Annotated in this window: 14 protein-coding genes; all 14 read left to right on the top strand. The window is 62.9% G+C overall.

The window, feature by feature from the left end; genetic code table 11:
• Nucleotides 1-91 precede the first annotated feature (91 nt).
• The 14 genes from aroC (at nucleotide 92) to H7C19_RS25915 (ending at nucleotide 14520) form a co-directional block, all read left to right on the top strand.
• Complete coding sequence (gene aroC / locus H7C19_RS25980; RefSeq protein WP_185671998.1) at nucleotides 92-1261, top strand: chorismate synthase; 1170 nt, start codon at nucleotides 92-94, stop codon at nucleotides 1259-1261.
• Nucleotides 1261-2382, top strand: a complete 1122-nt coding sequence (aroB, locus tag H7C19_RS25975) for a 3-dehydroquinate synthase (RefSeq protein ID WP_185671997.1) — start codon at nucleotides 1261-1263, stop codon at nucleotides 2380-2382. Before aroC ends, aroB begins: the two co-directional genes overlap by 1 nt.
• Complete coding sequence (aroH, locus tag H7C19_RS25970; RefSeq protein ID WP_185671996.1) at nucleotides 2379-2750, top strand: chorismate mutase; 372 nt, start codon at nucleotides 2379-2381, stop codon at nucleotides 2748-2750. Before aroB ends, aroH begins: the two co-directional genes overlap by 4 nt.
• Nucleotides 2751-3107: 357 nt before the next feature.
• A complete protein-coding gene (gene trpE, locus H7C19_RS25965) occupies nucleotides 3108-4685 on the top strand; it encodes an anthranilate synthase component I (RefSeq protein WP_185671995.1) in 1578 nt (525 codons plus the stop codon).
• 19 nt (nucleotides 4686-4704) lie between these two features.
• Complete coding sequence (trpD, locus tag H7C19_RS25960; RefSeq protein ID WP_185671994.1) at nucleotides 4705-5757, top strand: anthranilate phosphoribosyltransferase; 1053 nt, start codon at nucleotides 4705-4707, stop codon at nucleotides 5755-5757.
• Complete coding sequence (trpC, locus tag H7C19_RS25955; RefSeq protein WP_185671993.1) at nucleotides 5747-6559, top strand: indole-3-glycerol phosphate synthase TrpC; 813 nt, start codon at nucleotides 5747-5749, stop codon at nucleotides 6557-6559. Before trpD ends, trpC begins: the two co-directional genes overlap by 11 nt.
• Nucleotides 6556-7248 (top strand): phosphoribosylanthranilate isomerase, encoded by a 693-nt coding sequence (locus H7C19_RS25950; protein ID WP_185671992.1) that lies wholly within the window; start codon nucleotides 6556-6558, stop codon nucleotides 7246-7248. Before trpC ends, H7C19_RS25950 begins: the two co-directional genes overlap by 4 nt.
• Complete coding sequence (trpB, locus tag H7C19_RS25945) at nucleotides 7245-8450, top strand: tryptophan synthase subunit beta (RefSeq protein WP_185671991.1); 1206 nt, start codon at nucleotides 7245-7247, stop codon at nucleotides 8448-8450. The genes H7C19_RS25950 and trpB overlap by 4 nt, the downstream gene beginning before the upstream one ends.
• On the top strand, nucleotides 8447-9286 hold the full coding sequence (gene trpA / locus H7C19_RS25940) for a tryptophan synthase subunit alpha (RefSeq protein WP_185671990.1): 840 nt from the start codon (nucleotides 8447-8449) through the stop codon (nucleotides 9284-9286). Before trpB ends, trpA begins: the two co-directional genes overlap by 4 nt.
• Nucleotides 9287-9510: 224 nt before the next feature.
• Nucleotides 9511-10608, top strand: coding sequence for a histidinol-phosphate transaminase (gene hisC / locus H7C19_RS25935; protein WP_185671989.1), 1098 nt, complete (start codon nucleotides 9511-9513; stop codon nucleotides 10606-10608).
• Between the two features lies 1 nt (nucleotide 10609).
• Nucleotides 10610-11755 carry a prephenate dehydrogenase gene (locus tag H7C19_RS25930; RefSeq protein WP_185671988.1) on the top strand — a complete coding sequence of 382 codons (1146 nt, stop codon included), beginning with the start codon at nucleotides 10610-10612 and terminating at the stop codon, nucleotides 11753-11755.
• A 979-nt stretch (nucleotides 11756-12734) separates the two neighbouring features.
• Complete coding sequence (locus H7C19_RS25925; RefSeq protein ID WP_185672089.1) at nucleotides 12735-13337, top strand: RNA polymerase sigma factor; 603 nt, start codon at nucleotides 12735-12737, stop codon at nucleotides 13335-13337.
• Complete coding sequence (locus tag H7C19_RS25920; protein ID WP_185671987.1) at nucleotides 13334-13936, top strand: anti-sigma factor family protein; 603 nt, start codon at nucleotides 13334-13336, stop codon at nucleotides 13934-13936. Before H7C19_RS25925 ends, H7C19_RS25920 begins: the two co-directional genes overlap by 4 nt.
• Nucleotides 13933-14520: a histidine phosphatase family protein gene (locus H7C19_RS25915; RefSeq protein WP_246469805.1), complete on the top strand. Its 588-nt coding sequence runs from the start codon at nucleotides 13933-13935 to the stop codon at nucleotides 14518-14520. Before H7C19_RS25920 ends, H7C19_RS25915 begins: the two co-directional genes overlap by 4 nt.
• Nucleotides 14521-14564: the final 44 nt, after the last annotated feature.

Here is a 14564-nt window from a genome sequence, read left to right as displayed (position 1 = left end):
CGCGACGGGCTCTTTTCTTGTCAAACGCTTTAACGCTGTACTATAATGAGCAAAGATGTGAACGGGTGTCGATCGAGAGGGAGGAACTACTTTGAGTTTACGTTATTTGACCGCGGGAGAAACGCATGGCCCGCAGCTTACCGCTATCATTGAGGGATTGCCTAGCAATCTGGAGCTCGATTTTGAAGCATTGAACTTCCAACTGCTCCGCCGGCAGAAAGGCCACGGCCGCGGCCGCCGGATGCAGATCGAACAAGATACGGCGCAAATCGTGGGCGGCGTGCGCCACGGACGGACGACCGGGGCACCCGTCGCGCTCGTCGTCGCCAATAACGACTGGAAGCACTGGACGTCCGTCATGAACGTCGAACCGATCGAAGGCGGCGATGAAGCGAAGCGCCGCGTTCATCGTCCTCGTCCGGGACATGCGGACTTGAACGGCGGCATCAAGTACGATTTGAAGGATCTGCGCAACGTCCTGGAGCGTTCCAGCGCGCGGGAGACCGCGGCGCGCGTTGCAGTTGGCGCCGTGGCGCGTCAGTTCCTCGCGAACTTCGGCATCAAGGTCGGCGGACACGTCGTCTCGATCGGCGGGATTACGGCGCCGGCGCCGAATCTGCCGATCGACGAGCTGATCGAGCGGACGGAGGCTTCGCCGGTGCGCGTCGCCGATGCCGCGACGGAGCAGAAGATGATCGCGCTCATCGATCAGACCAAGGCGGACGGCGATTCGATCGGCGGCGTCGTCGAATGCATCGTCGCCGGACTTCCGATCGGCCTAGGCAGCCATGTGCAGTGGGACCGCAAGCTGGACGGACGCATCGCCCAAGCGGTCGTCTCGATCAACGCGTTCAAGGGCGTCGAGATCGGCATCGGCTTCGAAGCGGCGAATCTGCCGGGCTCCAAGGTGCACGACGAGATCCTCTACACGGAAGAACGCGGCTACCACCGGGCTTCGAACCGCCTAGGCGGCTTCGAAGGCGGCATGACCAACGGCGAGCCGATCGTCGTGCGCGGCGTGATGAAGCCGATCCCGACGCTGTACAAGCCGCTGCAGAGCGTCGACATCGACACGAAGGAAGCGTTCACCGCGCAGGTGGAACGTTCGGACGCCTGCGCCGTGCCCGCGGCCAGCGTCGTGATGGAGAGCGTCGTCGTCTGGGAGGTCGCCAAGGCGTTCCTGGAGAAATTCGGCGGCGACTCGATGGAAGAGATCAAGGCGAATTACGCCAACTACCTGAAGCAGGTAGCGGAATACTGATGGCGGGGGAGCGGGAGATTCGGGAGCTGACCGTCGATCTTGGTGAACGCTCGTACCCGATCTATATCGGCGCGGGCTTGCTTGAACGGGCGGGCGCGCTCTTCGCGCAGCGCGGCTTGCCCGTGAAGTCCCCGCTGCTGCTCGTCACCGACGCGTCGGTGGCGGACCGCTACGCGGGCATCGTCGAGTCTTCGCTCCGCGCTGCCGGCTACGCCGTGTCCCGGGCCGTCGTGCCGTCCGGCGAATCGTCCAAGTCGCTCGGACGCTTCGACGATCTGATTACGGCCGCGCTGGAAGCGGGGCTGGACCGCCGATCGACCGTTATCGCCCTGGGCGGCGGCGTCGTGGGCGACCTGGCGGGCTTCGTGGCGGCCACCTATATGCGGGGCGTGCGCTTCGTGCAGATTCCGACGACGATCCTCGCGCACGACAGCAGCGTCGGCGGCAAGGTGGCGGTGAACCACCGCCTGGCCAAAAATATTATCGGCGCGTTCCATCAGCCCGAGTTCGTGTTGTACGATCTGAACACGTTGACGAGCTTGCCGGCCCGCGAGGTGAAGTCCGGTCTCGCCGAAGTGGTGAAGCACGGCCTGATCTGGGACGCGGCGTTCGTCGAGTGGTGCGATTCGAACGCGCAGCGCCTGCTGGCGCTCGATCCGGATGCGCTCGGGTACGCCCTCTACGAAGGCTGCAAGGTCAAAGCCGCCGTCGTATCGCGGGACGAACGGGAGAACGATCTGCGCGCCATTCTGAATCTGGGCCATACGATCGGCCACGCCCTCGAAGCGGTCGGCCGCTACGGCGAGTTGCTGCACGGCGAAGCGATTGCGATCGGGATGGTCGGCTCCGCGCGGCTCGCCGCGCGCTTCGGTTATGCCGGGGAGATCGCCGAGACGACGGAGCGGCTGTTCCGCAAGATCGGGCTGCCGGTCCGCATTCCGGCCGGCTACGATACGGAAGCGATCATGAAGGCCATGCTGCACGACAAGAAGTTCATGGAAGGCCAGATGGTATTCGTCGTGCCGACGGCGATCGGGACGGTCGAGATTCGCAGCGACGTCCCCGCCGCATGGGTGCGGGAGATCGTCGAAGGGCTCAAAGAGGAGGCCGGGGTACGGTGAAGGTAAGGGGAATCCGAGGCGCCATCACGGTGAGCGCCAATGAAGAACAATCGATTCTGGACGCGACGCTGGAAGTATTGCGCGCGATCGTCGAAGAGAACCAAGTCGATCCCGAAGAGATCTGCAGCTTGTTCATCACGGTCACGCAGGACCTGGACGCGACCTTCCCGGCGCGGGCGATCCGCCAAATGCCGGGCTGGGAGCTCGTGCCGCTCATGTGCTCCGTCGAGATCCCGGTTAAGGGCGGCCTGGAGAAGTGCATCCGGCTGATGGTGCTCGTGAACACGGAGGCCGCGCAAGCCGAGATCCGGCACGTCTATCTGGGCGACGCCCGCAAACTACGGCCGGACCTGTCGGCTTCCCGTTGACGGTGTCCGCGGGACGGTGCTATAGTAGAGTTATTACTTGGCGCGGAACCGTCGGCCGGAGGGACGACGACTTACGCGCGAGTGAGTCGAGCAGAGCGTAGATGAGCGGAGGAGCCGTACGCGGAAGCGCAGGGATGCGCGGAAGGCGGAGACGGCATTCGGCAAGCGGGCCGGCGACGTTGCAGTCGCAAAGGCTGGGCTTGGCCATTCCCTTATCCATCGGGCATCTCTGCGGAGCAGAGATGCTTTTTTATTTGCGCCAAGCTCGAATGACATCGACAGTCCGCCGCGGCGTGCCGCGGCCGGCATCGGCAAGACCGTATCCCGGTGCGGCTTGGAGAGGGGAGATTACGAAAAATGGAACAGCGCGAGAAGGAGCTTCAGGAAGTCATCCGCTTGGCCGGACAATATAACGTCATTCCCGTCGTACGGAGACTGCTGGCCGATACCGAGACGCCGATCCGCGTCTTCCAACAGCTCAGCCGCGAGGGGCGCGCCTTCTTGCTGGAGAGCGTGGAGGGCGGCATCAAGTGGGCTCGGTATTCGTTCATCGGAACCGACCCGTTCCTCCTGTTGAAGCTGAAGAAAAATAAAGTGACGGTTGAGGAGGGCGGAGAGGAGGAATCGTTCGTCACGAACGATCCCCTGAAGCTCCTGCGGGAGCGGCTGCGGCAATACCGCTCCCCCGCGCTGCCGGAACTGCCGCCCTTCACCGGCGGAGCCATCGGATTCTTCGGATACGATCTGCTGCAGTACTATGAGCGGAAGCTCCCCGCCCATGCCCAAGACGACTTGGCCATGGACGATATGCAGTTCATGTTCTGCGACCGCGTCGTCGTGTTCGACCACTTCAAGCAGCAGGTACTCGTCATCGGCAACGCGCACGTTCCCGAAGGCGCGACGGACGAGGACATCGCCTCGGCATACGATCGCGCCTGCGAAGGCATCGAAGACACGATCCGCCGGATGCGCCAGCCGCTGCCGCTCCCGCCGGTCGCGAACGGCGCGCCGCCGTCCGATCCCGACCTCGGCGAAGTGCATTCCAATCTGACGCGCGAGCAGTTCATCGGTAACGTGCACCAAGCCAAGGAATACATTCGCGCGGGCGACATCTTCCAGGTGGTGCTCTCGCAGCGGTTCCACATCGAGACCGAGGTGGATCCGCTTCAAGTCTACCGGATGCTGCGCACGATGAATCCTTCGCCGTACATGTACGTGCTGAAGTTCGAAGACGAAGTCATCGTCGGCGCTTCGCCGGAGCTGCTCGTCAAGGTCGACGGAGACCGCGTGGAGACGCGGCCGATCGCCGGCACGCGGCCTCGCGGACGGACGCCCGAAGAAGACTTGGCGTACGAGCGCGAGCTGCTGGCCGACGAGAAGGAGCGCGCCGAGCACGTCATGCTCGTCGATCTCGGCCGCAACGACTTGGGGCGCGTCTCCGAGTACGGGACGGTGAAGTGCGATTCCTACATGGAGATCGAGCGCTACTCGCACGTTATGCATATCGTCTCGAACGTGACGGGGACGCTGGCCAAGGACAAGACGTTCTTCGACGCCTTCCTGTCTTGCCTGCCGGCCGGCACCGTCTCCGGCGCGCCGAAGCTGCGGGCGATGGAGATCATCGCCGAACTGGAGAACGAAGCGCGCGGCGCCTATGCGGGCGCGATCGGCTACTTCGGCTTCTCGGGGAACATGGACACGTGCATCACGATCCGGACGATCGTCTTCAAGAACGGCAAAGCCTACGTGCAAGCGGGCGCCGGCATCGTCTGGGATTCGGTACCCGAGAGCGAGTACGAGGAGACCGTCAACAAGGCCAAAGGGTGCCTGAAGGCGATTCGCGCGGCCGAGGCGGTGTTCGGCTCGCCGGGCGGACGTCAAGCGGACCGGCTGGTCGTGGCGGGAGACCGCCGGACGAACCTGGATTACGACTAAGGGAAAGGGAGGATCGGCGATGAGCGTAATGGAAGCAAGCATGACGATGCCGCAAGCATTGTCGAAGCTGATGGGCGGACACGACCTGCTGCGGGAAGAAGCCTTTGCCGTCATGAGTCTGATCATGAAAGGGGAAGCGACGCCGGCGCAGATCGGCGGCATCGTCGTCGCGCTGCGGCTCAAGGGCGAGACCGTCGACGAGATCACCGGCTTCGCGGAAGCGATGCGCTCCTTTTCCAGCAGCCAGGTGCGGACCGCGAACGAGGACCTGCTCGATACGTGCGGTACGGGCGGATCGGGCATCCACAAATTCAACATCTCCACCTCCTCGGCGATTATCGCCGCCGCGGCGGGCGTCCGCGTGGCCAAGCACGGCAACCGGGCCATGTCCGGCAAGGCCGGCAGCGCGGATGTGCTCGAAGCGCTCGGCGTCAATATTCAGCTGACCGCGGATCAGGCGTCCGAATGCCTCGACCGCACCGGCATCTGCTTCATGTTCGCGCAGCTGTACCATCCGGCGCTGAAGCACGCCGCCGCCCCGCGCAAGGAGCTCGGCGTGCGGACGATCTTCAATATGCTCGGGCCGCTCGCGAATCCGGCCAACGCCGACCGGCAGCTCATGGGCCTGTACGACCGGACGCGCACCGCGACCGTCGCCCAGGTGCTGAGCCGGCTAGGCTTGCGCCGCGCGATGGTCGTGGGCAGCCACGACGGCCTGGACGAGATCAGCATCTCCGCGCCGACGCAGATCTCGGAGTTGAGGGACGGCGTCGTGACGACGTACGACGTTACGCCGGAAGCGCTGGGTCTGGCGACCGTAGCGCTCGGCGAAGTGCAGGGCGGGGACGCGGCGGAGAACGCGGCGATTATCCGGCGCGTGCTGAGCGGCGAGAAGAGCGCCTACCGCGATGTGGTGCTAGCGAACGCCGGCGCCTGCATCTACGTAGCCGGCCGCGCGGAGACGCTGGCCGACGGCGTGAAGCGGGCGGCGGAGACGATCGATTCCGGCGCGGCGCAAGACAAACTTCAGCAATGGATCGCAACGACAGGAGAAGTGGGCCATGTTTCTTGATCGCATCGTCGCTACCAAGCGCGAAGAAGTGGAACGACTGAAGCAAACGCTGAACCTCGATCAAGCGGAGAAGGAGATCGCCGCCCTGGCGCTTTGCCGCGGCTTCGAGCGGGCATTGACCGCCGGACATCGGAACCGTCCGGTCGGTCTCATCGCCGAGGTGAAGAAGGCGAGTCCGTCCAAAGGGCTGATCCGGCCGGATTTCCATCCCGTTCAATTGGCGCAGGCCTATGAAGCGGCGGGGACCGATTGCATCTCGGTGCTGACCGACGCAGACTACTTTCAAGGCAGCAACGACTTCCTAACCCGGGTGAAGGCGGGCGTGAAGGTGCCGCTGCTGCGCAAGGACTTCACGATCGACGAGCGCCAGATCTACGAAGCGCGCCTGATCGGCGCCGATGCGATCCTGCTGATCGCCGCGATCTTGAGCAAGGGACAACTGGACGCGTATCACCGGCTGGCGCGCGACATCGGCTTGGACGTGCTCGTCGAAGTGCACAACCGTCCCGAGCTGGAGACGGTGCTCGAGATCGGCACGGCGACGCTGATCGGCGTCAACAACCGCAACCTGCACACGTTCGTCACCGATCTGAACGTGACGGAGCAGCTCATCTCGCTCCTGCCCGCCGGCGTGACGGCGGTCAGCGAGAGCGCGCTCGGCACGCCGGCGGACATCGACTTCGTGCGCCGGGCCGGCGCCCAGGCGGTGCTCATCGGCGAGCACTTCATGCGGCAGCCCGACGTGGGCGAGGCGATCCGGGCCTTGCTCGGTCCGGCGGAGAAGGAAGGCGCGAGCCGATGACGGACGCCGGCGCCCCGCTCGTCAAGATCTGCGGGATTCAAGAGGAAGCGACGCTGCAGGGCATGAACGGCCTCCCGGTCGACTATATCGGGTTCGTTTTCGCGAAGAGCCGCCGCCAAGTGTCGCCGGAGCGGGCCGCGCAGCTGCTCGCTTTCGCCCGGCGGACGAACATGGCGGGCGGCATGCCGCCGCGTACGGTCGGCGTATTCGTGAATCCGACCTTGGAGACGCTGGCCGACACGCTGTCCCGGGTGCCGCTCGACGTGATCCAGCTGCACGGGGAAGAGACGCCGGCGTTCGCCCGGGAGGTCGGGGAACGGTTCGGCGCGGAGGTATGGCGGGCGCTGCCCGTTCAAGAACCGGACGAAGCGTCCGCATCCGGCGACGCCGGCGGACCGGCGCGTCTGGCGGATTACCGCGGCGCGGCGTCCGCCGTCCTGCTCGATACGGCGGGCGGCGGCACGGGCCGCGCGTTCCGCTGGGATCGGATTCCGGTCTACCGGAAGGCGGCCGAAGCGCTCGGCCTGAAGCTGTTCGTCGCCGGAGGACTGCATCCCGGCAACGTGCGGGAACTGATCGACGACTATGCGCCTCACGGCGTTGATATTTCTAGCGGCGTGGAGACCGATGGCGCGAAGGACAACGCCAAGATCGCCGCATTTACGGAAAGGGTGAAGAGACAGCCATGACACAGGTAACGCAAGTACCGGACGCGAACGGGCGATTCGGCGCGTTCGGGGGCAAGTACGTGCCCGAGACGCTTATGAACGCGCTTCATGAGCTTGAAGAAGCCTACAACCGCTACAAGGACGATCCGGACTTTCTCGCGGAAGTCCGCTACCTGCTGAAGCAGTATTCCGGACGTCCGACCCCGCTCTACTATGCCGAACGGCTGACCGCCCATCTCGGGGGCGCCAAGATCTATCTGAAGCGCGAAGACCTGAACCATACCGGCGCGCACAAGATCAACAACACGATCGGACAAGCGGTGCTCGCCAAGCGGATGGGTAAGAAGAAGATCATCGCCGAGACGGGCGCAGGCCAGCACGGCGTCGCATCGGCGACCGTCGCGGCGCTGCTCGGGCTCGAATGCAAAGTGTTCATGGGCGAAGAGGACACGAAGCGCCAGCAGCTGAACGTCTTCCGCATGAAGCTGCTCGGCTCCGAAGTGATCCCGGTGCTGTCCGGCACCCGCACGCTGAAGGACGCCTGCAACGAGACGCTGCGCTACTGGGTCTCCCACGTCGACGATACGTACTACATTCTCGGCTCCGTCACGGGTCCGCACCCGTATCCGATGATGGTCCGCGACTTTCAGCGCGTCATCGGGCTCGAGACGAAGGATCAGATTCTCGAGGCCGAAGGCCGTCTGCCCGACGCGATCGTGGCCGCGGTCGGAGGCGGCAGCAACGCCATGGGTATCTTCCATCCGTTCGTAGACGATACAGCCGTGCGGTTGATCGGCGTCGAAGCTGCGGGACGCGGGGTGGAGACCGACAAGCACGCCGCGACCATGACCAAAGGGCGGCCCGGCGTGTTCCAAGGTTCGATGAGCTACGTGCTGCAGGACGAAGTCGGTCAAGTGCAGGAGGCGCACTCGATCTCCGCCGGCCTGGACTATCCCGGCATCGGCCCGGAGCATGCCTTCCTGAAGGACGCGAAGCGCGCCGAATACGTGCCGATCACGGATGCGGAAGCGCTGGAGGCGCTCCAGCTGCTGTCGCGGCAGGAAGGGATCATCCCGGCGCTGGAGTCGGCGCACGCCGTCGCGCATACGCTGAAGCTGGCGCCGACGCTGCCGAAGGACGCGATCGTCGTCATCAGCCTGTCCGGGCGCGGAGACAAGGACGTCGAGTCGATCATGGGATATCTGGGGAGGAATGAGCTGTGAGCACGACGACCGTCAACGCCATCGATGAGACCTTCGCGGCGCTCCGGGCCCGCGGAGAGAGCGCGCTCATCCCGTTCCTGACGACCGGCGATCCCGACCTCGAGACGTCGATCGCCCTCGTGCAGGCGGCCGAGGAAGCGGGAGCGAGCATGATCGAGCTGGGCGTGCCGTATTCGGACCCGCTCGCGGACGGGCCCGTCATTCAACGCGCGTCCGAACGCGCTTTGAAGAACCGCATCCGCTTGATCGACTGCATGGGCGTCGCTTCCGAAGCCCGCAAGCGCGGCGTTCGGATGCCGTTCATTCTGTTCACCTATTTCAATCCTGCGCTGCAGCTCGGCCTGGAACGGTTCTTCGCGCTGCTGCAGGAGCACGGCTTCAGCGGCGTGATCATCCCCGATCTGCCGCTGGAGGAGGACGGCGAAGTCCGCGAGATCGCGGAGCGGACCGGCATCCATCTCATTCCGCTGGTCGCGCCGACTTCGGAGGCGCGCGTCGAGCGGATCGCATCGAAGGCCAAAGGGTTCGTCTATTGCGTGTCGTCGCTTGGCGTGACGGGGGTTCGCTCCTCGTTCCACGACGGGATCGATTCGTTCCTGTCCACCGTCCGCAAGGCGGCGAGCGTGCCGATCTGCGTCGGCTTCGGCATCTCGACCCGCGAGCATGCCGAGCGGTTCGCCGGGGTGACCGACGGCGTCATCGTCGGCAGCGCCATCGTCCGCAAGGTGGAAGAAGTGCTGCCGGCGCTGACGAGCGGCGACGAGGCGCGGAAGCGGCAAGGCGTCGACGCGGTCCGGGCGTTCATCGCGGATCTGAAGCCTCGCGCAGGGGGATAATTCCTGGGCGCTTTCGTCCTTTGACTCTGTACAGCGTCTAACGGATGTGTCACAATAGGAATATGTGGTTCTTGAACGGAGCGGCGACGCTCCGTTTTTCTTGATCCGGCGGAGGAGCGTGATTCGCCCGTCCTTCGGCCGGATCGCCCGTGTGAGAAGCGTCGGCCCGCTGCCGGGAGACGCCGCAGTAGTGAGTCCCCTATTCACCAGGAGGTCGTTGGATCATGCAACCCAAACCGAATATCGTCCATCTGCCGGTCTACCAGCCGGGCAAGCCGATCGAAGAAGTCAAGCGCGAGCTGGGATTGACCGAAGTCATCAAGCTCGCTTCCAATGAGAATCCGTTCGGCAGCTCCCCGCGCGCGATCGAAGCGATCAACCGCGAGCTCGCGAACATCAGCATCTATCCGGACGGCGCGGCCGTCGACCTGACGAACGCGCTGGCCGAGCGTTTCGGCGTTCAGTCGGACCAGATCATCTTCGGCGCGGGCTCCGACGAGGTCATCCTCATGATCGCGCGAGCGTTCCTGCAGCCGGGCGACGAGACGATCATGGCCGACCAGACGTTCCCGCAGTACAGGCACAACGTCGAGATCGAGAACGGCGTCTGCGTCGAAGTGCCGCTCAAGGACGGCACCCACGATCTCTACGGCATGCTGGAGAAGGTGGGCGAGAAGACGAAGATCGTCTGGATCTGCAACCCGAACAATCCGACAGGCACGATCGTGACGGCCGACGAGCTCGAATGGTTCCTCGCCAAGGTGCCGCAGCGCGTCATGGTCGTGCTCGACGAAGCCTACTGCGAATATATCGACGACCCCTCGTTCCCGAACGGGCTCGAGCTGCTGAAGAAATACCCGAACGTCGTGCTGCTGCGCACGTTCTCCAAAATCTACGGGCTCGCCTCGCTGCGCATCGGCTACGGCATCGGCCGGCCGGAAGTCATCCGCTCGATCAACCAGGTGAGGGAGCCGTTCAACACGTCCCGCTTCGGCCAAGCGGCCGCGCTGGCGGCCATCGGGGACGACGCGTTCATCGACAGCTGCCGCCTGGCGAACCGGGAAGGGCTGGCGACGCTGAGAGCCGCCTTCGAGCGCCTTGGACTGTTCGCCTTCCCGGCTTACGGCAACTTCATCATGGTCGACGTTCAACGGCCGTCCCAGGACGTCTTCCAAGCGCTGCTGCGCAGAGGGGTCATCGTCCGCGCCGGCCATCGTCATTACCCGACCTCCATTCGCATCACCGTGGGCAGCGCCGAGCAGAACGCCAAGGTCATCGCCGCGCTCGAATCCGCGCTGCAGGAAGTCGCGGTGCAGGTATAGGATGGGCGCAGAGTCGATAGACTTTAACCGCAGTTCCGCCACGGGTCCGAGCGAACCGATCCGCATCGCCATCTTCGGCGTGGGATTGATCGGCGGCTCGCTCGCGCTCTGCTGGAAAGGCAAGCCCGGCCTCCACGTCGTCGGGCATTCCATCCGGCAATCGTCCGTGGACAAGTACCTGAGCCTCGGCGTCGTAGACGAAGCGACCACGTCCCTCGAGGCGGCCGCGGCGGACGCAGACCTCATCGTGCTGTGCGTGCCGGTGGGCAACCTGGACGAATACCTGGACCGGATCGCGGCGCTGCCGCTGAAGCCGGGCTGCATCATCACCGACGTCGGCAGCACCAAAGCGTCCGTCGTCCGATACGCCGAGCGGCTGAAGCTGCGGGGCGCCACCTTCATCGGCGGCCATCCGATGGCCGGTTCGGAGCGCTCCGGCGTCGAAGCGGCTACGCCGGACCTGTTCGAGAACGCTTATTACGTGCTGACGCCCACCGGCGATACGCCGGTCGCGGCGTTGACGCGACTCGAAGAGCTGCTTCGATGGACGCGCGCGAACGTCGTGAAGACCGACGCGATCCTGCATGACGACATCGTGGGCGCCATCAGCCATCTGCCGCACGTCATCGCCGTTGCGCTGGTGAACCAGATCGCCCGCTACAACGAGACGAACGGACTGTACCGGAGCTTGGCGGCCGGCGGCTTCCGCGATATCACCCGCATCGCGTCGAGCGATCCGTTCATCTGGCGCGATATTCTGCTGAACAACCGGAACGTGCTGCTCAAGTTGTTGGGCGACTGGAGGGGCGAGATCGAGCGGTTCGAGCAGCTCCTGCGCGAGGAGGACGGCGAAGGCATCGAGTCGCGGTTCCGGCAAGCCGGCGAATTCCGCAGCCATCTGCCCGAACGCCGGAAGGGCATGATCACGTCGCTGCACGAATGCTACGTCGACGTTCCCGATCAGCCCGGCATCGTCGGCCGTATCGCGACCGAGCTCGGCCAAGCGAGGATCAACCTGAGCAACCTGCACATCATCGAGAGCAGGGAAGACGTGCCGGGCGTGCTGCGGCTCTCGTTCCGCCACGCGGAGGATCTGGAGCGGGCGGTCGCGCTGCTGCAGTCCTTGCAATACTCGGTCTATTTTTAATCGATATGGATCGGCCGCAGCTCCAAGGGTGGGCGCGGCCTTTTTTTCGTAAAAAATTCGGTTTCAAAAAAAATGAAAACGCTTATTGACAAAATGTAAACGGATACATATAATAAAAGTACAGTATGGTTTCTCTCCACTCCTATCCAATTGAGCACCTTGCGTGCTGCCACCCTCGCGGGTGGTTTTTTTTTTATGAAAATGGGGCTTGGCCATTATCGCTTTCAGGGGCTTAAACACCTGATAATCGTACGGAATATTCGTCTTCGATTGGGCAAAGGTCGCCCGGACTTCATGGGCTGGGGCTTGTCCGGTGGTGATTGTCGGTGATGCTAGCTGGTGGTGCTTGTCGGTGGTGCTTGTCGGCGGTGCTCGCTGGTGGTGCTTTCTCGTGGTTCTTTCTCGTGGTGGCTGCTCCCCAATAAGTTGCATTCATACAACTTATTTGGCTCCCGTCGGCGGAGAAGAGGCATTTACTTGCAAAAGTACAACTTATTCAGTAGAAAATCGAAAAAACAATCAAAAAATGGCNNGGAGGTCTGGAGGTCCGACAAATCTATGATGACGGAACAATAGGTGCTTAGAATGTCGGAATGTCCGCTTACCACCAAATAAGAATCAGATAGGCCATGTAGATATTATCGTTGCAGCTCGTAAAGGCCGGATTCTCCGCTGAACTATCCTTTTATAGGTTATAGCAATTTTCATTATAGCCTGTGACCTGGTAAGGTCATACGTGTTTTTTATTTCGCGCGCATTTGGAACTGGATCGTTTTACCGTTTCATTTTGAGAAAATTTTAAGCGAGATTTAACCTTTCACATACCGGCGATATGATACAATATCAATAGTTTATGTAAAATCTTGGGGTACGCCATTACATATTCTGCGCGCATGCGCAACTTTTTCGTTTAGGGCCGGTATAAGGAAAAGACCGGCCGCGAACGTTCACCCTGGAAGGTGGAGGTCGCGTTATCATGATGACCGATTCTCAACTGATTCGGGAAATCAAAGACGGCAACGTGGAGATGTATTCCACGTTGATGAGCAGATATCAGAAGAAGATATTATCCTTCATTTATCATATGCTTCGCAGCGCCAAGCTGGAGCTGCTCGCCGAGGACTTGTGCTCGGAGACGTTCTACAAGGCCTACCGGAGTCTTCATTCGTTCCGCGAAGTCGATGCGTCGTTTTCGACTTGGTTGTATACCATCGCCCGCAACACCGTGCTCAGCGAGCTGCGCAAGCAGAAGACCGCGCACCTGTCGCTCGACGACATGACCTACATACCGGCAGCGCCCGCGGAGGCGGCACCCGAGCAGATGCTGCTTCGCAACGAGAAAGTCTCGATGGTCCGGGAAGCGATCAACAACTTGCCGGAGAAGCAGCGATCCGCTCTCATCTTAAGGGAGTACGACGGTTTGGACTACCAAGAGATCGCGAACATCCTCGGACAGACGGTCAGCGCCGTCAAGTCGCTGCTGTTCCGCGCGCGGGCGAGCGTGAAGAGTCAGCTTGAGGTGTATTTCCTAGAGCCCGAACGGATGCTGATGAAGGAGTACGAGGAGTTGAAGTCGCGATGAGATCAGAATGCGATGAGGTTCAGGACCGGCTCGCCGACTATTGGGATTGGCCCGAGGAGGCGTCGGAGCGTCTAGAGGTGGATGACCACCTGACGCATTGCGCCGTTTGCGCCGAGCAGTTCCGCCTGTGGGAGGAGAGCTTCGCGCTTATCCGGGAGATTCCCGACGCCTACGAGCCGGAGGAAGAGACGATCGCGGCCGCCGAGATGAACCGGAACGTCATGAACCGTATCTATGCGGAGGAGGACTGGCTGCTGCCCGCTTCCCGACGCACGTACGCCTTCACCGGCGCATTCCGGATTCGCGTGGCGAGCATGCTTACGGCGCTCCTCGCGGTTTTCGGCTGCGGATTCCTCTACACGCTGTACGACCGTTCCTCCGGCGAAGGAGCCGCGATGACCGGCGTCATGGAGACCGCGAACGCGTTGACGGACCGATCGGGCAGCCAGCTGTTCGTCGACGTGCCGGTAGCCAGCCTCAGCGATCCGATCGTGCTCCACGTGTCTCCAGTCATGCCTGAGTATTGGATCGCGCTCTCCTTGCTGGGCGTGATCATGACGCTGCTGATCTTGAACTGGTTCTCCCGGGTGCGCGCATGAGCGGAAGGATGCGGCTCGGATGGATTCGACACGGCCTTACGGCATGGAATCAGGCAGGCAAAATTCAAGGCACGACGGACATTCCGCTGAACGTCGAAGGAGAGCGTCAGGCTAGACTGTTGGCGGACCGGCTCTCGCGGGAGCCCGCGACCTGGGACGGCGTCGTCAGCAGCGACCTGATGCGGGCGAGCAAGACCGCCTCCATCCTGGCGGACCGGCTGCGGATCCCGCTGCTCGTCGACGACCGGCTGCGGGAGAGGAGCTTCGGATCGGCCGAAGGGACGACCGAAGCCGAGCGTCTGGCCCGATGGGGCGCCGACTGGCGCCGGCGGGTGCCCGACCAGGAGACGGATGCGGCCGTCCGGGCGAGAGGCATGGCTTTCGTCGAAGCGTTCTCCGATAGCCATGCGGGCGGTCGTTGGCTCGTCGTCACCCACGGGAGCTTCCTTGCCCAGATGCTGCAGGCGCTGCGAACCGGCGTAGACGATCGCCATATCTCGAATCTGTCGCTGACGATCCTGGAGCGCGAAGATACCGAGTGGGTGCCGGTGCTGCACAATTGCACCGCGCATTTAAGAGAATAGGAGCGCTTGCCGGTTCGTCCGGCAGGCGTTTTTTTTCGTTGCGC

Source organism: Cohnella nanjingensis (genome assembly GCF_014212125.1).
GTDB lineage: Bacteria > Bacillota > Bacilli > Paenibacillales > Paenibacillaceae > Cohnella > Cohnella nanjingensis.
The sequence above is the reverse complement of the archived record's forward strand: the minus strand, read 5'-3'. Positions and strand labels throughout refer to the sequence as shown.